The sequence below is a fragment of the Draconibacterium sp. genome (genome assembly GCF_041583095.1).
Classification (GTDB): domain Bacteria; phylum Bacteroidota; class Bacteroidia; order Bacteroidales; family Prolixibacteraceae; genus Draconibacterium.
The window spans coordinates 1-22564 of record NZ_JBFHGM010000055.1; the positions used below are offsets into that span (position 1 = coordinate 1).

16 protein-coding genes are annotated in these 22564 nt (G+C 41.1%); 9 read left to right on the forward strand and 7 right to left on the reverse strand.

Annotation, left to right across the window (positions count from 1 at the left end):
* The 9 genes from ABZB17_RS07460 to ABZB17_RS07500 all read left to right on the forward strand — a co-directional run.
* Positions 1 to 2370, forward strand: a 2370-nt coding sequence (locus ABZB17_RS07460; protein ID WP_372649041.1) for an ABC transporter permease, incomplete at its 5' end; no start/stop codon positions are given.
* Between the two features lie 266 nt (positions 2371 to 2636).
* Entirely contained in the window at positions 2637 to 3173 is a 537-nt protein-coding gene (locus ABZB17_RS07465) for a zinc-ribbon domain-containing protein (protein ID WP_372649043.1), read from the forward strand.
* A gap of 25 nt (positions 3174 to 3198) precedes the next feature.
* Positions 3199 to 4074, forward strand: coding sequence for a zinc-ribbon domain-containing protein (locus tag ABZB17_RS07470; protein ID WP_372649045.1), 876 nt, complete (start codon positions 3199 to 3201; stop codon positions 4072 to 4074).
* Between the two features lie 51 nt (positions 4075 to 4125).
* Positions 4126 to 6087: a hypothetical protein gene (locus ABZB17_RS07475; protein ID WP_372649047.1), complete on the forward strand. Its 1962-nt coding sequence runs from the start codon at positions 4126 to 4128 to the stop codon at positions 6085 to 6087.
* Between the two features lie 8 nt (positions 6088 to 6095).
* Positions 6096 to 8510: a zinc-ribbon domain-containing protein gene (locus tag ABZB17_RS07480; protein ID WP_372649048.1), complete on the forward strand. Its 2415-nt coding sequence runs from the start codon at positions 6096 to 6098 to the stop codon at positions 8508 to 8510.
* A 5-nt stretch (positions 8511 to 8515) separates the two neighbouring features.
* Positions 8516 to 9307, forward strand: a complete 792-nt coding sequence (locus tag ABZB17_RS07485; protein ID WP_372649050.1) for an AIM24 family protein — start codon at positions 8516 to 8518, stop codon at positions 9305 to 9307.
* 14 nt (positions 9308 to 9321) lie between these two features.
* Complete coding sequence (locus ABZB17_RS07490) at positions 9322 to 10380, forward strand: hypothetical protein (protein WP_372649052.1); 1059 nt, start codon at positions 9322 to 9324, stop codon at positions 10378 to 10380.
* Positions 10381 to 10494: 114 nt separating this feature from the next.
* Positions 10495 to 11049: a hypothetical protein gene (locus ABZB17_RS07495; protein ID WP_372649054.1), complete on the forward strand. Its 555-nt coding sequence runs from the start codon at positions 10495 to 10497 to the stop codon at positions 11047 to 11049.
* 20 nt (positions 11050 to 11069) lie between these two features.
* Positions 11070 to 11822 carry a hypothetical protein gene (locus tag ABZB17_RS07500; protein WP_372649056.1) on the forward strand — a complete coding sequence of 251 codons (753 nt, stop codon included), beginning with the start codon at positions 11070 to 11072 and terminating at the stop codon, positions 11820 to 11822.
* An 11-nt stretch (positions 11823 to 11833) separates the two neighbouring features.
* Here the strand turns inward: ABZB17_RS07500 and ABZB17_RS07505 are convergent, their stop codons facing one another.
* The 7 genes from ABZB17_RS07505 to ABZB17_RS07535 form a co-directional block, all read right to left on the reverse strand.
* Positions 11834 to 12250 (reverse strand): hypothetical protein, encoded by a 417-nt coding sequence (locus ABZB17_RS07505; RefSeq protein WP_372649058.1) that lies wholly within the window; start codon positions 12248 to 12250, stop codon positions 11834 to 11836.
* A 217-nt stretch (positions 12251 to 12467) separates the two neighbouring features.
* Positions 12468 to 13133, reverse strand: coding sequence for a helix-turn-helix domain-containing protein (locus ABZB17_RS07510; protein WP_372649059.1), 666 nt, complete (start codon positions 13131 to 13133; stop codon positions 12468 to 12470).
* Between the two features lie 773 nt (positions 13134 to 13906).
* Positions 13907 to 14836, reverse strand: a complete 930-nt coding sequence (locus ABZB17_RS07515; RefSeq protein WP_372649061.1) for a hydroxypyruvate isomerase family protein — start codon at positions 14834 to 14836, stop codon at positions 13907 to 13909.
* Positions 14837 to 14945: 109 nt separating this feature from the next.
* The gene (locus ABZB17_RS07520) at positions 14946 to 16520 is read right to left on the reverse strand and encodes a sulfatase (protein ID WP_372649063.1); all 1575 of its coding nucleotides are present in this window, start codon (positions 16518 to 16520) and stop codon (positions 14946 to 14948) included.
* A 10-nt stretch (positions 16521 to 16530) separates the two neighbouring features.
* Positions 16531 to 17967 carry an arylsulfatase gene (locus tag ABZB17_RS07525; RefSeq protein ID WP_372649064.1) on the reverse strand — a complete coding sequence of 479 codons (1437 nt, stop codon included), beginning with the start codon at positions 17965 to 17967 and terminating at the stop codon, positions 16531 to 16533.
* Between the two features lie 15 nt (positions 17968 to 17982).
* The gene (galB, locus tag ABZB17_RS07530) at positions 17983 to 20421 is read right to left on the reverse strand and encodes a beta-galactosidase GalB (RefSeq protein WP_372649066.1); all 2439 of its coding nucleotides are present in this window, start codon (positions 20419 to 20421) and stop codon (positions 17983 to 17985) included.
* Positions 20422 to 20709: 288 nt separating this feature from the next.
* Positions 20710 to 22564, reverse strand: a 1855-nt coding sequence (locus tag ABZB17_RS07535; protein ID WP_372649067.1) for an ATP-binding protein, incomplete at its 5' end; no start/stop codon positions are given.

Sequence of the window (22564 nt, forward strand, 5' to 3'; positions counted from 1 at the left end):
CCCTTTTTAAACCTGGTTAAAATAATCGGACTTGGTCTGGCTTTAACCGGGATAATATTTATCGCACTGTTTCTGAAAAATGAGCTGACCTATGATTCGTTTCATCAGAAATCGACTCGCACCTATCGTTATACGATAACAGATCCCGATTTTTTCAGCGGAAAACACTTTGCGCGGATAGTCAATCCCGGGTATATTCATGAAATGAGTGATGCGCTGCCGGAGTTGGAAGAATTTGTCCGTTTGCGTCCGGTGCGTGGCGGTTTAATGAAATACGATCAGCGGTACTACAAAGTGGCGCAGGCTTTTGAATGCGACAGTACTTTTTTCAATGTTTTTGATGCCAAAATGTTGATTGGCAATAAAAAAACCGTGCTTGAAAATCCGGCATCAATGGTTGTTACCCAAAGTTTTGCTCAAAAGGTTTTTGGAGAAACTAACCCGGTGGGAGCGGTGTTGACGTTGCCATCAGGGCAGTATTACGGCGAAGACCAGGATTTTGCCATTGCAGGAGTAATGGAAGACTTTCCGGCAAACAGTCACTTTCATCCCGATTTTGTGGCTACTCCGCTTACTGATCAGTTTACATACGGTTGGGCCTGGACTTACCTGGTTTTAAACGAAAATGCTACTGTTGAAAATGTTACTGCAGGAATTTACGATTACCTGAAAAACAATAACGAGACCAACCCGGAGGAAATGGATACCGAAGTGCATTTGCAAAAGATTTCCGATATTCATTTAAACTCGCATAAACTCCGCGAGATAGAGGAAAACAGCAACATCCGAAACGTTTATGTGCTGGCTATTGCCGCTTTTATTTTGCTGCTAATTTCAATAAGTAATTACGCCAACCTGAATATTGGAATGAGCGGTTTCAGTGCAAAATACCTGTTTATAAACAAGTTGTTGGGGTCCTCAAAAAGTGCGGTGGTTAAATACTTCTTTTTCGAGGGGGTTTGTATTCTTGCGGCCGCCTTGTTTTTTACCGTTTTACTGTCGGTGCCGGTTAATACCGGAATCATTCGTTTTTATAAGCTGAATTTGCTGGCCGGTAACTCCACAACAATTATTCTGTTGGTTTTGGCATTCAGTTTATTAACGCTGGTATTTGGTATGCTTCCTGTTCTGAAATCGGTTTTCTCTTCTATTCGGTTGGGGGCAAGCAGAGGATCTGCTGTGGCGGTACATCGAAATGGTGTCAGCCGTGTTTTAATCGTTTTTCAATATGCATTTTCCATTGCTTTAATCATTACCGTAATTGTTATTTCGCGGCAAACCAACTACGCGCTAAAAAACAGTATGGGCGTTCAGCAAGACAATGTGATTTGTTTCGAATCGGTTCATGCCAGCATTCAGCAAAAGTTTGGTGTGCTTAAAGAGGAATTGCTGCAATACAACAGCATCGAGTCAGTTTCTGCCATGATGGAACCACCGGGTGGCGAGGCAAACGATATGTTTCCGTTTGAAATGGAAGCTTACGAGTCGGAAGATCCCGAACAGAACTCTGATGGCATTGGTGTTTTTCCGTGCGATTATTCGTTTGCATCGATATTCAACCTGCAGTTTTTGGCCGGGACCAATTTTTCGGAAAACAACAAAGACAATGAAGGTTTGGGCGAATACATCATCAATAAAGCGGCCATGAAACGCCTGCATTATTCAGATCCGGAGGATATTATCGGCAAAGATTTCAAGCTTATTTTTTCATCTCCGGGATCGGGAATTACCATTCCAAAAGGTAAAATTATTGGCGTGGTTGAAGACTTTCATTTGTCGAGTTTACGAAAACAGGTAGAGCCGCTGGTGCTTTTTAAACGCGATAAATTGTGGCTTCTAAACTTTGTGGTTTCGTTTAAACCCGGAATGAAAAACGAAGCACTGGCAGATATGTCGAAAGTGTGGGGCGATCTGTTTCCCGAATATCCGTTTCAGTACGAGCACGTTGATGCCATGTACAAACGGGTGTATAAAGCCGAGCTGCTGCAGGCACGTTTGCTTTCGGTTTTTACGCTTATTGCCTTGTTTATTTGCTCCATGGGATTGTTTGGCCTGGCGCTGATTATTACACAAAACCGTACCAAAGAAATTGGTGTGCGAAAAGTTAATGGTGCGCGTGTTTCCGAGATATTGACGTTGCTAAACAAAGATTATATCAAATGGGTAGCACTGGCCTTTGTAATTGCATGTCCGGCGGCATGGTTTGCCATGGATAAATGGCTTGGGAATTTTGCTTACAAAACCGATTTAAGCTGGTGGATTTTTGTGGTAGCCGGAGTATTGGCATTGGTAATCGCATTGTTTACAGTAAGTTTTCAATCGTACAGGGCGGCCAGTCGAAATCCGGTCGAAGCCTTACGATATGATTAAGACGGAGATCCGCGATAGCTAAGCGTATCGGGATTGAGGCACTTCAATACGAATAATTGTGTTTTTCTAAAACGCTTTTATACTTGTTTGGTCCATTAAATTATGCCTATTTTCTTTCAGGATTTAGCGGCTTTATTTTGGTAAGAGTTTACGCAAAAGATAATTACAGTAACAAAAGGTTGTAACTGCGCATAACAATATTGTGTTTAAGTTCAGTATTTAAATGAAATGTTATATTTTTAAACAATCAACTGATCTTAAAATCCATGAGCCAAAATCAATGCCCAAAGTGTCGCAATGTGATAGAGCCAAACGTTAAGTTTTGTCCTCATTGTGGTGAAAATCTTGAAAATAATATTGTTGAAAACCTTCAAAACACAGCATGTTCACAGTGTGGTAAAATGAATAATGCCGAAGCTACATTTTGCGAACAGTGTGGATCGAAGCTCTTAACAGAACAAATCAATCAACAAAGTAAAAAGCCGGAACCCCATAAAATCGTATCAAAAGGATCGTATTCCGGGAAAATGAACACCGGAAAATCAAAACTGCTCAAGCGCTTGATTATTGCTGCTATTATCATTGTTTTAGTAGCTGTTCTGGCAACTGTTATCTGGTTTCAGGTGGATGACAATGCTGAGGAAAAATTAAAGGAAGCAATTCGAATTCCGGGAACAATTGTGATTATTGGCTTTGCTGTATATGTGGCAATTTTCGGTAAGTCGAAAAAAGGAAGAAGCAGAGGAGGATACGATGACGACGACTACGACGACTACGGTGGTGATGATGACGACTACGATTAATACTTAACATTACAATACTTAAACTATGCCATTCTGTACGCAATGTGGAAACGAACTTTCGGCAGGAGCACGCTTTTGCGGGAAGTGCGGGAAAGACCAATTAGCAGGCCAAAACCAGTGCCCAAACTGTGGGAAGGAGCTGGAAGAAAATGAGAAATTCTGTTCCGGTTGTGGCGCTTCCGTAACAGGTAAAACCGAGCCAAAAACTGCGCCTCCAACACAACGAAACCCAGAACCGAAGGAAGAAAAATTTACCAAAGAAGGCCGGAAGATCATAACGGGCGGCCCCAAAGTAGGGCAGCCTAAAAAGGCATCTGCTAAACCAGCGTCAAAGAAAAGTCTAAAGAAGAAAAAACGAGGTCCGCTGGGGTGCTTTTTTCGAACCTTATTAATTCTTATTGCCATTGTTCTGGGAGCAACTCTGCTAATAATTGTAGTAAATGTTTTATTTGTTGATGAAGATGGTGCAGATGCCAATAGTGATATACGTGTTGAGAAGGAGGTTAATAACAGCTTATCGGATACAGATATTCCCGGAATTGTGGATATTGAGGAAGGTGATGTAAGCCATCTTCCGGAAAACAGAAACAAAACAGCCCGAAAGGATGCTGCAGCTGCGAAAAAGGTTGTATTAGATCCAAACGACAATAGCAGTGCAGATAAATACCGCTATGGAATTGATGTCGATCCTGATCCTTATAAAGCTTTTGACTATTACGAAAAGCTGGTGTCTAAAGGAGATCCAAATGCAATGGTTCGGTTGGCCGACTACTATGAACAGGGAATTTGGGTAGAAAAGAACACAAAGAAAGCAAGGGAGCTATTAAAAAAAGCCGCGGAAAACGGTTCTGTTCAAGCAGAGTGGGAACTGGAGTATTTACAGAAAAACAGTAAAAATTAACAGAACAGTATCATGAGGATTTTACGTCATTATTGTTTGATTATTATATGCATGCTTAGTTTTAGTGTTTGTAATGCACAAAAGCAAAAATCGCAAACTGAAGAAGCGTCGGCAACAGCACAATCATTTGTAAAAGCAGAAACTGTTAAAGCTATTGAAGCCAATTTGATTAAAGCCCTTGAAGCAGAGCGGAAAAGTCAGGCAGTTACTAAAGCCATGACAAAATTCTGGGAGTCGGCGAAAGGCTTGGATGAAAAGCAGGTTCAGGCACTAGCCGATCGATTTGTATCGGCTTCCAAAACGAACTTGCAAAAACTCTCAGCCTTATCAACCAGCCAGTTAAAAAATTATGCCCGCGAAGTCTCGGGAAGCATAAAAGTTGACGCAAAGACCTTAAAACAAATTGTTTATGGAGCCGGCGATAAAGCAGGAAATGCTACCTTAAAAACATTGCAGGAAATTGACGATGTGTTGGCAAAAACCGGCAAAGTGTCGAAAGATTTGTTGCTGAAGCTCAGAAGCGAAGCAAGTGGATTGGATCCGAACCAGGCGAGGGCTTTTTACGATCTGCTTAAAGACAAGGTATCCAGCGATTGGAAAGACATTAAAAACCTGGATAAAGCCACCGAAGGTATTGGAAAGTATGTAGGAACCTTTGTTGATGGTGTTTTTGTGTTAAGCGATGCCTATGATATTTATTACAGTGATGACGAACCCGAGGTTAAAGCTATAAATGCTACCGGGAAAATTATTGATTATGGTGTTAGCACAGGGGCAGGAGCAGCAAGTGCAGCACTGGGTGGAGGCCTGGGGCCGGGCTTGGTAATTGCCTTTACCGCCAATCGTGTTTCAACGCTATATACCGAAATTGCGATGCTTGAAAAAGAAAAAGAAGCTGCTGAGAATGCTGAATTAAACGAAAAAATTAATAATTCAATTTTGGTTCGCCGCCAGCTCGTAAACATTAGCCACCTTATTCAATCAGGAAACCTGAACAAAGCTAATTTCCTGTTAAACAAGCTCAGACAGTTTATTGTTGGGCATAACTTCGACAATGTTGAAATGCTACTGCAATTACATAACGAGTTGGAGCAGAGGGCAAAGGAGGCTGAACGTAATGAGAAAATAAACCAGATCATTAATTCAGCACGATATCCTTATCGCGATGCCTTAAATTATTATACGAAAGGTGTTGAATTAAACCATGCAAAAAAATATGCGGCTGAAGCACTAAACATTCTGAAAAATGGAGCGAAAACCTATCCCGAGATAAAAGAATTAAAAGCCATTGCAATAACGCAGCAACTTATAAAAGCAATTGATGCAAAAATTACCAATGCACCAGACTTATCCATTACCTCCGTTAGTGCCCCGGAAAAGGTTTATATCGGACAAGCAATTGAAATCTCTGTGTCGGTGCAGGGAGGAATACCCTATTACAAAACTATTGGCGAGTTATCCGGGAATATTTCAGATGATATTGTAACCGTGTATTGGGAAGCACCGGAAAAACCGGGGAAGAAAAGTGTGAATATTAAAGTACAGGATTGTTTGGGCAATACCAATTCAAAATCAAAAGAAATAGAAGTTCTTATTAAAGAGGATTTGGGAAATTTTCCATACGGTGAATGGTCGACGATGAATGTGCCACAAAATACAGTTGAGGGAGATGTACTCAATTTTGATACTAAATCTGAAACAGAGAGCTATTTCAAGAAAAAAATAGCAGAAACGCTTAGTAATCCTGTTTTTTCAAGCCACCCTTCGAAATATGTAGACGATGAAATTACTTTAAAATTAAACCCCGAAAATTATTCGTTTACAAAAAAGAACAACCTCTTTATTATTGCTCCAAAACAGAAGAGTGATAAATATCAAACAACCTATGTGTTAAGGCTTGTTGATGATAAAAACTTTGAAGGTAAGTTTATTGGTAGTCAGGAATTCACGACATCGAAAGGTACATTTTACTGGTTTAACTATATGGATATAAAAGGAACAAAAATTAAATAAATACAATTATGCCATTCTGTTCAAATTGTGGAAAAGAAATAACCGATGGGGCCAGGTTTTGTGGATCGTGTGGTACTTCGCTTAAGGGTGAAAATGCAGTAAGCAGTCCTGAACCCAAAACCGAAGAACCCAAATACACCAAAGAAGGCCGAAAAATTATTACGGGCGGGCCAAAACCACCTCTTAATAAACAGGCTGCCTATCAGCCGCCACCACAAAACCGCCAAAAGAATAAACGGGGCTGTTTGGGGTGTCTTTTAAAATCAATCCTGATTTTAATTGTTTTGCTGATTGGCCTTGTGGCTGCGCTTTATTACACCACCGACTGGTGGAACGAATACAAAGGCGAAACTTTTTCGGAACAAACAAACGAACGACCATTAAAAAGTACAACGAAAAAACAAACTGTAAAAGTCACAAAAGCCAAAGCACTGCAAAGTTTGTACAACGAAAAGGTGAATACCGACTCCACCCATGCAATTATAAAAGCTGCCGATAACCTTACTGTTGTTTTACCTGCTGGTATGTTTGATGGTGAAGAGCAACTTGAAATAAAAAAACTGGAAGCGGTGACTTTACCTAATGGAAAAACGGCCAGCGAAGTGCTTGACATTACCCTGGGTGACATGCACGAGCTTGATGATGTTATTGAAATTCAATACGATGTTCCGCCAGGTTTTAATCCCAAACAACATTTTGCCCAGTGTTTTTCACCCAGCGGGAAAGAATGGAAACAGGTACTTTGTTATTACGATCCGGGTATTCGTAAAATACGGGCTTATACCAATCATTTATCCATGTTTGCCTTTACCTTCCAAACCATTAAACTGGCGCACGATCCGCTTATGACTGTGGCTGATGAAAGCTACAAATTGTGGGGCCGGTTAACTTCAACTTCGCAGGTGCAGATTTTGGAAGGCTACGATCCAGCCAAAGTTATGCAACAACAAAGCGATGATTACCTGGCGGCCTGCTGGGGTTCCGCCCTGGAATTGTATGGGCTGGAAGCAGCCGGACTGTCCTTTGCCGAGAATGTGTTGGATATGTCGCAGTTATCAGATTTTAACAATATGGTGGGTAACCTGGGTTATGGACTGGCACTGGTAAATTCGGTTATGGATGCACAAAAAGGGAACAAAGAAAAGGCAGTGCTCGAAACCCTTAAAAACACCTACAATTTTGCAGCCGGGAAAATCATCAATACAAGGGCTTTAAATATTGCCTTTATTGGTGTTTTTGCAATCGATTATGCCCTAACAACCTTTGCCAACGAAGCCATTGCCGGCCGAACCAGACTGTATCGGGCAGTGTTCGATAATTTTAACTACTACCAGCGCACACAAGGTGGAAAAAAATTACGCTGGTGGAAAAAAGAAATCTACTGGCGCATGGAAGATGCCAAAGATGCATCGAAGTTTGAAGAAATCGTAGAGCAAGTCATTCAGGAATACATCCAGGATTTTTGGGATTCCAGTTTCGACCGGGCCATTATTCAGGCCGAGCTTCAAAAGCATGGCTGGACATTTGATGCCGGAATAAACGCTAAAATGAAAGATGATCTAAACAAAGAATTCCGGGTGTATATCCTTCAATACATTCAGCCGGTAGTTGAGCGTTTACATCAGAATTACTTGTACAGGGCGCGTGAAGAGATGCAGGAAAATGCCTCGAATCTGGCAAAAATGCTGAATACCCAATATAAAATTAAATGCACACTGGATTTGGAAGATGAGGAAGATGCCAAAAACTACAAAGGTTTTAAAGTGGCCTTTAGCGTAGCCGAAAAAGAAATTGAAAAACTGTGGGAAGGCTTTTTAAACGAAGAGGCTCAAATGGATTTTCCGTGCACCTACGCCGGTTTTATCGATGCAGGCATGCCTGCCAAAGCCACACTTTTTATTCCGGTTAATGAAGAAGAAGACGAGTTTGAGGAAGTCAAACAAAGCTTTAAGTTTCAGGCTAAAAACGGTACGGTTCCTGTAATTATTCAGATGAAAAAGGAACTGGCAGATGGCCCCTGGCAAATATCAGAGCATGAAGCCTCGGAGCTGTATAACTTTATGAATGAGATTGCGAATCTGACTCTCGGAGACGCAGAGGCGAAAAAGCAGGCAGAAGAAAGAAATGCAGCAAAAAGAATAAGTGCTGTTCGAAAACTGGAAGAAGAGTATAAACGATCAATACAGCTTGGAGCGGTAAATGCCCCTTCAGCAGAATATGAACCAGGAGAAGATCTGATCTACCTTAAACAGTATAATCCTCAGAAAGAAGGGAATGTGTACACATTTAACATTGTTGAAGAGGATTGCACGACTCGTGTAATACTGGATTTAAAAAGCGAGAAGTATTTTGAAGCTAAATTATTTACTGTTTGTAAAGGATTTGTGTGGATTGACTATATGAAAGGAAACCTAAAAAAATAAGAGATATGGCATTTTGTTCAAATTGTGGAAACGAAGTAAAAGCCGGAGCAGCTTTTTGTGGTTCGTGTGGAAATTCAATAGGCCAGGCTGCACCCGCGCAACGGCCCGCTGTGGGCAAAGTAACTTTTGATGTGGTAAACCGCGAACGCCTGAATATGGTGAAAGTAGATTTGGAAAATGCATCGTTTCGTTACGAAGCCGGCGCCATGCACTACATGCAGGGAACCCTGGAATTGCAATCAAATATTCCGAGGATGGGAAAATTTTTTAAATCGATGATTACCAAAGAAAAAGTGGTGAAGCCCGTAATTACCGGAACGGGAACAGTTTTCCTGACACCTTCGTTTGGTGAATTTACCATTCTCGAATTGCAAAACGATGAGTGGATTCTTGACCAGGGAGCGTATTACGCATCGGAGCTGGAAATTGAAATCGGAGCCTACACCAACCGGGCCATCAGTGCCATGTTTTCGGGCGAAAAATGGTTTCAAACAGTGGTGGCCGGAACCGGCAAAGTAGTTATCAATTCTGCAGGTCCGTTGGAAGAAGTGGAGCTTGTAAACGACAAATTGGTGGTTGACGGCAATTTTGCTGTTGCTCGAACATCGGGTATCGATTTAAAAGTTACCAAAGCCACTCGTGGAATTTTTTCTACTGTACTTTCCGGCGAGGGGCTGGTTAATACTTTCTCCGGGACAGGTAAGGTTTTGATTGCTCCGGTGGATAATTATTTCAATACCTTGATTCACACTGTTAGAAATATTGATTACAAAATTCAAAGCCTTAATAAAGGATAAAAAAAATTACGATCATGAAAAGAACAATTTACACGCTGTTTCTTTCTGTTTTCTGTTTAGCAGTTTACGGACAAACACTTCAATTGGCAAACTCTCAGTTTAAGCCCGGAGCATCAATAAACGTTAATTTTTCTGCTTCAGCATCTTATGCGGATAATGCCTGGGTTGGTATTATACCATCCGGGATTCCACACGGAAATGAGGGTGTAAACGATAAATATGATTTGAGTTATCAGTACCTGAAAAAAAGGACATCAGGTAGTTTAACGTTTACAGCTCCTATGAAAGAAGGAAACTATGACCTTAGAATGCACGATACGGATAGTAATGGGAAAGAAGTTGCATCGGTAAGTTTTGTTGTGAGTAATAGTGCAAGTACAGATAGTCACAGGCCTGTTGAGCTTGCCAGCACCAATCAACCCCAAAAAAACGCATCCTCGGAGAGCGTTCAAAGTTCTTCTCCATACGAAGGTATTCTTGGTGTTTTCAACACCGATTTTGATAAAATGGTAATTTACGTAAATGGAAAAGACTTTACTGGAGAATACAAACATAAGGGAGGAAGAATAGCAGGTAAAATAGGAGATCACATCCTTACAGGTACATGGTCTCAAACCAACGGAAAAGGGAAAATGGAGTTTCGTTTTAACTCAAATTATTCGGCATTTAAAGGTAAATGGGGATATAACGATGAAACTCCAACCCGAAAGTGGGATGGAGTAAAAGTTGCCGAGAATTACGATGGGCTATTTCCGTTATTCGGAGAGAACAAGGGCAGCAATGGTGCTGTGGTACAAAATAATGCTAATACTAAAATTGAGGGAACTTATAAATCAGACTTTAACGAACTTACATTACACATTAATGGAAACCAGGTTACCGGAACATACAAATACAAAGATGGAAGACTTGAAGGTACTTTAAATGGGCAAACACTTACCGGGACCTGGACACAATCGAACGGTAAAGGACGCTTGCAGTTTGTTTTCTCCGACGATTTTAGTTCATTTCAGGGGAAATGGGGATACAACGATAGTGCTCCTACTTCAAAATGGAATGGAACAAAACTGTAAAAAGAGGATAAAAATTAGGGTCTTATATGAGCAATCGTTTTGTATAAGGTCACATTTTGAGAAAATAGAATGAACTAAAATTTTTACAGTTAGCAATAACGCAATAAGCACGTGGTGTATTCGCATAAAATAGACGACCCATCATTTGACAAGTACATAAGAAACAGCCAAAAATGGAAGTTTCAATTTTCGTTGATTATTGCCGCCATGGTAATTACAGGATTTTTCCTTTATGGCGCATTTAGCGATGAAATGGACAATCCGGAAGCGCTTCAAATTGGGCTGGGAATTGGGTTGATGTTCGTTGTTGTTGGATTTTTCTCCGGCCTTTCAAAACAAAAGCGAAGTTGGGATGGAACGGTGGTAAACAAAAAAACTAAAATTGTATTGAAAGACATTGGCTATCAGGGATCGAAAGCTGAATGTATCGTTTACACCGTGTATATCAAAAGCGAAACCGGGAAAGTACACGAAATAAGGAGCGAAAACGATGCTACCCTTTTTAATTATTATCAAATTGGCGAAAGAGTCAGGTGGCACGAGCGGCTAAAATCATACGAGAAATTTGATAAATCAGGCGATACAATAATTTTTTGTAACGCTTGTGCATTTATGCATAGCATTGAAGAAAATACCTGCCGGAATTGTGGATGTCCCTTGTTGAAATAAAATTTTAATATCAGAAAAATATGAACGAAAAGTTTCCAGCATTAAAAAACAAACAACGTGCTACGGCCCGCATTTTTACTTTTCTTACACTAGTAACTCTAGTGTTAATGATACTTCCATTTACTGATGGAAATCCGTTAAGCAAAGCCTGGGCGCTGGCATTTATCTCCATTTTTTTAACCATAAGTTTTGCCATTACTGCACTTATATTTCGAAACCGGGCAAAAAAAATGGACAAACTGAAAAGTGGGGAAAAGCTTTTGGTTCATTTAAAGTTGGATGATGAAATGCTGCATAATTATGCCTCCACATTAAAAGCTGAGAGTAAGGAAAAAAACAAAGCAATAATGTGGGTCGTTGGCATTTTGTTCCTGATATTTACTATCCCGTTTTTGTTTTTTCTCGAGTCGGACGAAAGGGGCGGTTTTCTTATAATTATTGGTTCAATAGTATTCGCAGTTTTTATGGCTTCACGCTTTTTTCCTGGGTATTACTACCGTAAAAATTTAAAAGGAGATAGGCAAATTTTAATAGGAGAGAAATATGCCTATTTCAATGGTTATTTTCATAATTGGGATTATCCTCTATCGGGATTGACCAAAATAAAAGCCATAAAAACTCCATTTTATGGACTGCATTTAGCTTATTTCTATACCGACCGTACCTGGCGTCATGTTCAAGAAATCAAACTTCCACTACCTATAGAATTCGATCCCAAACCCCTCATTGAAAGAATGCGGATGGCTAACAAGCTTAAAGACAAAAGAAAATAGTTAGGTGTTTATTACATTCTTTTTATGAAATAGCCTAAAACTATGGCTACAGCAAAATAAATAAGAATTTTGTACCAGGGTTTAAAATCATCAGCAGGGGCATTCAGAGCTGGACAACACCCCAAATAATGAACAGTAATAAAGGTGTTTCCCTGATTTTTAAAAAAAAGCGGCCCTTTAACTTTTTTCGAGTTCCCCGAATACTCTTTCCCGGAAATGGTAAATTCATAATCATAGGTGTAGGTATACTGATTGCGAATGGTTTCGTTACGTTCGCCCATTTCTCTTCTGAAATTCAGTACCCTGGCCTGCGTTTTTGTTCCGCCCAGCCACAACAGGCTCAAAAAACAACCGTAAGTGAGAAAAATTAAGGCTATGCTTCCAATAATTATTTTCCCGGTAATGGATCTTTTCTTCTTCTTTTTCATTTTATTATTTGATGGTAATTCGCTTTCAATGCTTCTTTATTACGTGCTTTAAATTGGTTTTCTGCCGGAGGAATAACTTATGTCTTTTTCATACAAACCGGAGCCATATTTTGGTTGAATAAAAATAGCAATTAATGGTTTGAGTTTTATCTATTTGCGAAGCAGAAATATTTGTTAAGGCTGTAATGTTTAAAGACCAGAATCGCTCCCCGCGTTCTCATTCAAACGAATTATTTTGTTTTTCGCGATATTTTCCCGGAGTTATTCCCTCAATTTCTTTAAACACCCGCGAAAATGACGCAACCGAACCAAAGCCGGCTTGCTGGGCAATATATTCCATCGTAAATTTGTTGTTTTCCCGCGAAAGCAAAAGCTGTTTGGCTTCTTCAACCCGGTACTTATTTACAAACTCATTAAAATTCATTTCAAATTCGTCGTTTATCAATTTCGAAATGTAGGTGCGGTTGGTAAGTAGCGATTCACAAACCGTACTTATTCTCAGTTCGTTAACCTGGTATATTTTGTCGTGTTCAAATAGTTTTAAAAGTCGTGTTTTTAAGTCATTTTCAGGGCTGTCCGAAATCTCCTTGTCCGCATTGTCTTCCTCTTGTTCGTATAACATTTCAAAGATTTCGCGCTGCATATTTCCTTTGTAACCGATCAGAAAAAATATTGTGGTGAAAAAAATTGAAGGAATAAGAAGCGAAAGGTTATGATGAACAAAATAACTTCTTCCTAAAAGCGCAAAAGCTATAGCTGCAACCGATACGGCAAAAGCAAGGATACTCAGGTTACGTACCCAGTTCATTTTTTTGCCTTCGGTATTCGAGAAATAGTGGTTAATGGTTTTATTGTGTTTGTTGGAGAGTCGAATTACCAGCATCAGATAAACTATTGTTTGAAGAATAAAAACTATTCGGCTGAGCAGAAAGATGTATCCTTTTATTCCGGGTAAAGTGTTGAAATTTATGGCTTTCAGGTTTGTTTCGATGAGAATTACTTTAACATAATATATGCGTTGTTCGGGCGAAAGTATAAAGGTTATTATCAGCGAAACTACTCCAAAAAGAACCCCGGGTATAAAATGAAATAAATGACGGGGTGTTTTAAAGCTAAGGGTTGTTAGTTTTAAAATATAAGTGTAAAAAAGAGGGTAGAGCGACAGTCCGATATATAAATAAATACTTTCGAAAAAGGCATAAAGGTGATACAGTCTCGAAAAAAATATGGCATGAGAGATATATAAAAAGCACGCAAAAATTAAAAACAGGCCTAGTGTCCACCGTGGGGCATTGTCCGATTTTTTTTGAACTAAAAATATTATGCCCCAAAATAAGGTAACGTAAATGGGAGACAATAGAGCAATAGTTTGAATCATTTGTGAATTAAGTTGTGCTGTAAATGTACAAATTATTGGTATAGGTATATGCTTTTTACAATATGGAGCTTAATTTTTACGATTTGAAGCTGCGTTTATCAAATGTCGAACGATCTTTGCAAAACGTTCGGAGAAGGACATACTAACCAATACAAAATATTTGGCGGTTCTTCGGTAGTGTTGCCGTAAACTGCCTACCCTCCTCTTAGATTAAACATAAATGAAAAAAGGTGGTTTGTTAACAAACCACCTTTTTCAATTATCTACTTTTTTAACTCTTAAACTTCAAAAGAATCAGCTTTCCGGTAGGCTTCAATAAATGCTATTTCGCCTTCTTTTCCGGAAATACTTTTACCATGCTCGGCGCAAATTGTTCCTTTGTAGCCTTTGTCGTGCATATGTTTGAAGATATTGACAAAGTTAATTTCACCGGTTCCGGGTTCTTTACGTCCGGGGTTGTCGCCACAATGAAATGCACCAATATAATCCCAGCAAATATCCATGTTCATAATGAGGTTACCCTCGGTAATTTGCTGATGATACAGATCGTCAACAATTTTACAACTTGGATGATTAACGGCTACGCATATCATTTTCGCCTGCGCCATTTTTGTGAGGAATAATTTTGGATGGTCAACCTGGTGATTTAGTGGTTCCATAACCAAATCCAGTCCGGTTGTTCCGGCAACATCACAACAAGCGCGCATATTATTGATTACATTGATGGTTTGATAATCCCAATCCATTTTTTCGTCGTATATACCGAATGTTATCAGTCCTGTTTTTGCACCTGTTCTTTTTTGTACATCAAGAGCCTCTTTTGTTTTATCTACCAGCATTTTAGTTACTACAGGATCATCAGTAACAGCGTATTTGGAACCGTGATCGGCATAAACGATAAACGGGCCGATATCGAGTCCGAGCCGTGCTGCTTCGTTACCAATTTTTTCCTGCATTTCGGCCGGTTTCCACATCAGGCCATTGTCAAAAAATGCAGTAAAACCCTGGTCGGCAATAAACTTCAGGTTTTCAATCGGGTCTTGTCCAACATGCTCGTGGAAGGTTCCAAGCCCCGGAGCGTATTTCAGCTTAAATTTAGCGGAATTTGACACTTTTGAATCTGGCGTTGCTGCACTTGCAATTCCGGAAATACCGCTAAATGCCAGGCTGCCCGCTACTGTGTTTCGAATAAAATTTCTTCTTTCCATTGGTTATGTGGTTTAAATTATGTGCTGTTTTGTCTGTTGTTTATTGAGACATTAGAAAATGTACTGTTTTATTAAGACGTAAAAGATATAAAATATGACTATATTTTGCTTAGTCAATTGTTATTTTACTTCCCCACCAGTTATTACCCGGATCGAAATCCTCTGAGAGCATCCAAAGCCGTTCTTTTTCCAGTGCCGGCCATCTTTTATCAATAACCTTTTGCAGATGAGCTTTTTCGCGCTCTGCTGTCCACGTTGGATCTTGTGTTGGGTAACGAGCGCCCATTTCTTCCAGCATGGCAAAAAGTTGTTGGCTCAATTGTTCTACTCTTTCCGGATACTCTGCCGCCAGGTCATTGGTTTCGCTTAAATCGTTTTTCAAATTATATAAAGCTTCCCGGCCGTCTTCGTAATAATGAATAAGCTTCCAATCGCCCAAACGGATAATTGATGATGGTTCGCCACCCTGGTTCCCGTAATGCGGGTAATGCCAGATTAAAGGGCGTTCGGCAAGCGACTCGCCTTTTAAAAGCGGAACAAGACTCACTCCATCATTGTGTTCTTCCGGTTTTAAATCAGCACCGCAAAGTTCCAGAATTGTTGGGTAGAAATCGGTTCCGGTAACAGGAGTGTTGCAGGTTTGCCCGTTCCCCAGGTCAGGAACTTTTATAAAGAATGGTTCGCGAATTCCGCCTTCGTATTGATATCCTTTGCCGCCACGCAAGGGTTTATTCGAGGTGGCAAAAGCATCGCCGGCCGCCACTCCTCCGTTGTCGCCGGTAAAGCAGATTATTGTATTTTCTGCCAGACCTAAATCGTCCAGGGCATCCAGCACATAACCAACTGCGTCGTCGGTGCTTTCTACCAACCCGGCATAAATGGGGTTGTCCTGATGTTGACGGATGGGTAGAAAATGACCCATTTCAAATCCGGTTTCGGCAATTCCCATTGCTTCGGCTTTATCGCGGTATTTTGCCCATTTCTCCTGTGTGGTTTGAATGGGGCCATGTACCGCATAAAACGATAGGTAAGCGAAAAAAGCGGTGTCTTTATGGTTTTTGATGAATTCTACAGTTTCTTTTGCCAGGCGCATGGTGAGATTCTCTCCATTGGGGCCACTCGGCAGATTCGGATTTTCCCAGGGGGCATAATAACCGCCAATTGGACTACCAACATCCCAACCGCCTTTATTGATGTCAAAACCATGATCTTCGGGCCACGACCCTTTTTCGCCCAAATGCCATTTGCCGGCAAAAAAAGTTTTATAACCAGCTTCCTTCATTGCTTCGGGCAATGTGGTGTAACTGTGCTCAAGATGATGGACATACTCCGGAGGAAGCAGTTTTGTAGCCCGGCCTGTATTGCTCCAATCTTCGCCTGTTTTTGCTCCAATCCAGTCGGTAATACCATGTCGGGCGGGGAATTTCCCGTTTAAAATACTGGCTCGCGACGGGCTGCAAACCTGACAAGCTGCATAGCCGTCGGTAAACAGCATCCCTTCGTTGGCAATACGGTCGATGTTGGGTGTTTCGTAGTATTTGCTGCCCATTACGCTGCAATCGGTGTAGCCATAATCGTCAACCAGAATAAAAAGAACATTGGGTTTTGAAACCTCTTGTTTTTGGGGCTCACACGATAACAATGTAATCACAATTAGAAGCAGAAATGTGATTTTGTTGCTCATAATGTTCCGTTTATTCTTCATTTCCGAATTTGAAAAGATCAGATTTAGTATGTGATTTTTCGATTAGCGCAATCATTTCCTCAACCAATTCAGGATGGTTGCTGGCAACATTGTTCTCTTCGCCCACATCCGTGGCCAGGTTGTATAATTCGGTTGTTGTTTTTTCGGGTGTAAAAACGTTGTATCGCACCAGTTTCCAGTCGCCTTTACGAATTGCCTGCCGGCCTTTCAATTCATGGAATTCCCAATACAAATAATCGTGCTGAGCCGTTTGTTCTTCGCCCAGCAGCGTAGGTAAAAATGAAACTCCGTCAATGGAGTCGGGAGCAGAAATACCGGTAATTTCAGCAATGGTAGGAAATACATCCCAAAATGCAGAAATATGGTTGGATGTGCTGGCGGCTTTAATTTTTCCGTTCCACATTGCAATCATTGGTACCCGAATTCCGCCTTCGTATAAATCGCGTTTGTAGCCTTTTAATGGTCCGTTTGAGTTGAAGTATTCAGGATCGGCTCCACCTTCCAAATGTGGTCCGTTATCCGAAGTGAAAATGATCAAAGTGTTGTCGTAAATCCCCAGTTCTTTCAGTTTGGCAACGATTTCACCAACCTGCATGTCCAGGTAGTCAACCATTGCCGCAAATGCTGCATGCGTTTCCTGCTGCGAACCGTAGCCACCCTGTTTGTAGTTGGGGCCATCATCAACTCCTTTGTAAGCTTTTTCGGGCTCAAGTTTGTCACGGTATTTGGCAATATACTCTTCAGGTGCAAACAATTCGGCGTGTGGGATTATGGACGGATAATACATAAAGAACGGTTGGTTTTTATTGTTTTCGATAAAACGAAGCGCTTCTTTATGAATGAGTTTCGGTCCGTACGATTCCGTTTTTTTACCGGAATTGCCTTCAAGAACAATTTTTTCCTGGTTGTGCCAAAGATGATAAGGGTAGTAATTATGTCCCATTCGCTGGCAGTTGTAGCCATAAAACTCGTCAAATCCCTGCATGTTCGGATCACCTTCCGAGCCCGGATAACCCAATCCCCACTTGCCAAAAGCACCGGTGGCATAACCAGCTTCTTTAAGTGCTTCGGCCACGGTGACAGCACTGGCCGCCATGGGATACTGGCCTTCGGGCTGCCATTCTTTGTTGCCCCTAACGGGCGTATGGCCGGTGTGTTGCCCGGTCATTAAAGCCGAGCGCGACGGTGCACAAACCGTTGAGCCCGAATAATGCTGGGTAAACAGCATGCCATTTGCGGCCAGCTTATCGATATTGGGCGTTGAAAAATGCGTTTGCCCGTAGCAACTCAGGTCGCCATAACCCAAATCATCGGCCAGTATGTAAATAATATTTGGACGGTCAGGCTGCGTTTCTGTTGTTTTAGTTTTAGGCTGGCATGCCAGCAGCAGCAAGCTTAGAATAGCTGGTAAGATTAGTTTTTTCATAATTAGTTAGTCGTATTAAATCTGTTTTGTTTGAATCGAAATTGTTGCAGGTTCAAGTCCCTCGCCACTTACTTCCAGTTGTATTTCTCCGGCCTCTTCAAGCGATTGAACCGTTACCACCAGTTTACCGCTAAAGGCCTTCATTGTTGGAAGATGGAACAATTCGAGAGAGGTGGCGTCGCCGTTACAAACGGCTTTATATTTTCCTGCACCGCTAACTTTAAAATTCAGTTGGTTGGTGGCGGTAGGGCATAGGTTGCCGTCTTTGTCAACCACTGAAACGGTGATGTAACTGAGGTCGTTTCCATCGGCAGTAATCTGCTCTCGATCGGCTGATAATTGCAGGTGATGAGGCGCTCCGGCGGTGTGAATTTCCTGTTCGGCAACGGCATTTCCATCGTCGTCGAAAGCTACTACTTTTACAGTTCCCGGTTCGTATGTCACATCCATCCACATCAGGCGGTTCCGGTTCAGCAATGTCTCCTTGCTTTTCTTCTGAATGCCCTGACTTTTGCCATTTACAAACAATTCGGCACTGTTGTAATTGGTGTACACAAAAACAGGTGTTGTTTCTCCTTCGCGGCCTTGCCAGTTCCAGTGCGGAAGAATGTGCAGGGTTTCGTCTTCCGTGTTCCAGCGGCTGCGGTACAGGTAGTAGCGGTCTTTTGGTAAACCTGCCAAATCGCAAATGCCAAAATACGAACTGCGCGATGGCCACGCTTCGTTATATGGTGTAGGTTCGCCGAGGTAATCAAACCCGGTCCAGACAAATTCGCCAATTACCCAGTCAAAATCATCCTGCCAGTAAAAATCTTCGTCAGGGATGTTCGACCATGAACAAGCTTCCAAATCGTATGATGAGCTTTGGAAATCATCGTATCTCATCATTTTTCCCTCTATCACAGGAAACTTGTAAATTCCGCGGGAACTTACTGTTGATGCGGTTTCCGAGCCAAGAATAAAGCCTTGAGGAAAACGCTCGTAGGCTTCATCATATAAATGCAAACGGTAATTGAGCCCTGGAATATCCATGATAGCACCAAATCCATTTTTCAGAGTATTGCCTACCTGGTCCATTCCAACGGTAACGGGGCGCGTTGGGTCTTCCCGGTGAAAAATATCCTGCAGCCATTTTGCCAGTTTTACACCTTCGTTGCCCCACTGGTCGGGAACTTCGTTGCCCGAGCTCCACATAACAATACACGGGTGGTTGCGTGTTGCTCGAACCAGATTTATCACATCTTTTTCGGCCCAATCGTTAAAATAAAGGTTGTAGCCATTTTCAACTTTTGGCCTTGCCCATTCGTCAAAACTTTCGGCCAGGAAAAGGAAGCCCATTTCGTCGCAAAGCTCCAGTTGCTCCATCGATGGCATATTGTGCGACGAACGGATGGCATTACAACCCATATCTTTTAAAATAGTGAGCCGGCGTTTTAATGCTGCTTTATTTACCGCGGCGCCAAGCGGCCCCAAATCGTGATGCAGACACACCCCTTTAAACTTGGTAACTTTGCCATTTAGCACCAAACCTTTACCACGTTCGTAAACCACACTTCGCACGCCAAAACGAATGTTTTGTTCGTCTTTTAGTGTGTTGCCTTCATACAATTTCATATTTGCGGTGTACAAATAGGGCGTTTCCGTATCCCATAGTTTCGGATTCGGTATAGCAATGTTTTGTTCTATTTTGGTGCCAAAAACTTCGTCGGTGGTGTTTGTTGCCACCACGTTTCCTTCGGCATCTTTTATTTCGGTAACCACTTTAACGTTACTGCCGTTAACTTGGGCTTTAATGTTTACCTGCGCTTCTTCTTCCGAGACAAAGGGTGTGGTAATGAATGTTCCCCATTGGTTAAAATTTACCTCGTTTTTTACAATAAGCTGCACTTTGCGGTAGATTCCAGCACCGGGATACCAGCGCGATGATGATTCTTTATTTTCAAGGCGAACAGCCAACAGGTTTTCTTCGCCGGGATTTACATAATCGCTGATATCAAAATAAAAATAACTGTAACCGTAGGGGCGGTTTCCAACTTTTTCGCCGTTTACGTATACTTCGGCATTGCTCATGGCACCATCAAAAACAAGCAGGGCTTTTTTGCCGGGGCCAAAATCCGGAAGTTCGAATGTTTTGCGGTACCAGCCAATACCAATGTGTGGCAGTGCGCCGGTGCGTCCGGTGCGCAGGCGAGCCTCTTTTTCCATGTCCTGAGTAACGCGAACTTTCTGTGCGTCAATTTCTTTGTCAAAAGGTCCTTTAATAGCCCAGTCGTGCGGAACCTCAACGGTTTCCCAGTTGGCTGCATCGGTTTGTGGCAGGTGTGCATCGGCAACTTCCTGGTTAATAAATTTCCAGTCTTTTTGCAGTGTTTGTACACTTCGGGTTTCGCTGCTTGTTTCGACACAAGCCGAGAAAAGAGCTAAAATGATAATGAAAGAAAATAATGATTTCATATTATAAAAACTGTTTGTTTTTTTAGTGGGTAAATACACCGGCGTACTACATAAGAGAACTTGCTTTTTGTAATAAAGGTGGTGTATTGTAACCGAATTTCATATAAGGTTCTATATACACAGACGCCTTTTCATTAATACATACATACGCTCTCAGTAAAATATTTGTTTCTTCAGATACAAAATTTACACTGGTAGGTACTGGTATGGTACAAATATGCAAAGAAATCGGATAACTCAAATGATTGCGAAACCTATCCTGCAACACGTTTTGTGAGGAAAGGATAGTTACGATAACGAAAGCGGAAGACTGAAATGAAAGCTGCTGCCAAGATTTTCTTCGCTTTCGACCCAGATATTGCCGCCATTTATTTTAACAAATTCCTGGCAAAGAATTAAACCTAAACCTGTTCCTTTTTCGTGAGCAGTTCCTTCGCGTTGCACCGATTTTTCAATTTTAAACAGGTTTTCAATCATTTCCGGAGTCATTCCAATGCCATTGTCTTTTACCGTAACAATCAGCATTTCGCCATCCTTTTTGACAAGCAGATCAATTTTGCCGTTTTGATTTGAGAATTTTATGGCGTTGTTCAGTAGGTTTCGAACAATAAAGTTCACCATATCGAAATCAGCATAAACCATAACTTTCTTTTCCGAAATGTTGATGCTTATGTCTTTGGTTTTGGCTACCTCAAGATTGAGATCTTTGTTAATTTCAAAAACTTTATGAATAAAGAATGATTGTGGCTCGAATTTAATGGATCCGGTTTGTGTACGCGACCATTCCAACAGGTTTTCCAATAACTCGTAACCACTGGTGGCTGCCTGGTACATGCCGTTAATTAGCACATCAAAATCATCCGAGTTTCTGGTTTTCTTTTCATTACGCAGCAAATCGGAAATGCCAATTAAAACATTAAACGGATTTTTTAAATCGTGGGCTATAATCGAAAAGAATTTGTCTTTTGTGGCGTTTAGTTTTTTGAGGTTTTTTTCGTCTTCAGCAAGTTTTACGAGGTTTTCTTCAAGCAATAATTTCTGACGGTTGATGGTGTTGTAGTTGGCTTTTAGCTCGTCGGTGTGTTTTTTTCGGAGGATAAGGAAAAAACTGAGTGTCACCAAAATAATAAGTAAGGCAACAATGGCAAAGGCCGCTTTTACGCGAAATTTAAATTGATCGCTTTCGTTTTTTGCTGAAGCCAACTGCTGCTCGAGCAGAATTTTATTTCTTTCGGCCTTACTGGCTTCGTCGGCTTCGAATTTGCCCAGTGCTTCTATAATTTCATCGGGCTTTAACAATTGAAATGCCTCTTTGGCTTTCATGTTCATTTGGTAGGCTTTTTCGTATTGCCCAAGGCCGGCATAAGCTTCTCCTGCTTCGGTGTAATAATCCGAGACATAGTCAAGTTTTTCCAATTCCAGGCTTTTCGAAATGGCTTTGTTGAAGTAGTTTACCGCCGTATTGAAATCTTTCTTTCTGAGGTAATATTTACCTTGTAAATAATTGATTTCAACGTCATATTTTATCTGACTATTTTGGTTTTTCAAATCAGTAACCCGGTCAATATCGGTTTTTGCCAACGATAAGTCTTCTGTTTCAAGATAATAGGTAATAAAGCCCAGGAGAACTTCAATCTCCCGCTGTTTGTCATTAATTTGTGGTAACAGTTCCAGAGCCTTATTCAAATGATGAAGGGCCTGTTCCTGTTGATTTAATTTTAAGTTGGTATAGCCCAGCGAAATGTGATTCAAACACTGGTTTCGGGTGTTTTGGGTTTCAACATCAACATCAAGAGCTTTTTGGTAATAAAGTTGGCAGCTTCGGTATTCTTTTAAATATTCGTAATACGTGGCAATGTTTGAATACGCTTCAGAAAGCCCGTAAGTTTGGTTTGCCTCTTCGCAAATATTTTTTGCTTTAATCAGGTAATTAAGTGCCTGTACCTGGTCTTTTCCGTATGAATAAAATACGCCCAGGTTAAGGTAGCAAGCAAGTAACGACACCGAATCTTTGGTTTCGGTAAATATCGTAATGGCTTGTTCGAGGTTGGAAATGGCAGGAAGCCAGTCGCCTGTTTGGTCGTACACATAACTGATAAGAAAAAGTGCTGTTCCTTCGCCGTATTTGTAGTTTATTTTTTGC

Bases quoted from the DNA above. Each gene is read 5' to 3' on its own strand.
- ABZB17_RS07505 (WP_372649058.1), bottom strand. From the start codon at position 12,250: ATGAAAAAGAAGAAGAAAAGATCCATTACCGGGAAAATAATTATTGGA.
- ABZB17_RS07500 (WP_372649056.1), top strand. From the start codon at position 11,070: ATGAACGAAAAGTTTCCAGCATTAAAAAACAAACAACGTGCTACGGCC.
- ABZB17_RS07520 (WP_372649063.1), bottom strand. From the start codon at position 16,520: ATGAGCAACAAAATCACATTTCTGCTTCTAATTGTGATTACATTGTTA.
- ABZB17_RS07490 (WP_372649052.1), top strand. From the start codon at position 9,322: ATGAAAAGAACAATTTACACGCTGTTTCTTTCTGTTTTCTGTTTAGCA.
- ABZB17_RS07515 (WP_372649061.1), bottom strand. From the start codon at position 14,836: ATGGAAAGAAGAAATTTTATTCGAAACACAGTAGCGGGCAGCCTGGCA.
- ABZB17_RS07465 (WP_372649043.1), top strand. From the start codon at position 2,637: ATGAGCCAAAATCAATGCCCAAAGTGTCGCAATGTGATAGAGCCAAAC.
- ABZB17_RS07485 (WP_372649050.1), top strand. From the start codon at position 8,516: ATGGCATTTTGTTCAAATTGTGGAAACGAAGTAAAAGCCGGAGCAGCT.
- ABZB17_RS07480 (WP_372649048.1), top strand. From the start codon at position 6,096: ATGCCATTCTGTTCAAATTGTGGAAAAGAAATAACCGATGGGGCCAGG.
- ABZB17_RS07510 (WP_372649059.1), bottom strand. From the start codon at position 13,133: ATGCTGGTAATTCGACTCTCCAACAAACACAATAAAACCATTAACCAC.
- ABZB17_RS07470 (WP_372649045.1), top strand. From the start codon at position 3,199: ATGCCATTCTGTACGCAATGTGGAAACGAACTTTCGGCAGGAGCACGC.
- ABZB17_RS07525 (WP_372649064.1), bottom strand. From the start codon at position 17,967: ATGAAAAAACTAATCTTACCAGCTATTCTAAGCTTGCTGCTGCTGGCA.
- galB (WP_372649066.1), bottom strand. From the start codon at position 20,421: ATGAAATCATTATTTTCTTTCATTATCATTTTAGCTCTTTTCTCGGCT.
- ABZB17_RS07475 (WP_372649047.1), top strand. From the start codon at position 4,126: ATGCTTAGTTTTAGTGTTTGTAATGCACAAAAGCAAAAATCGCAAACT.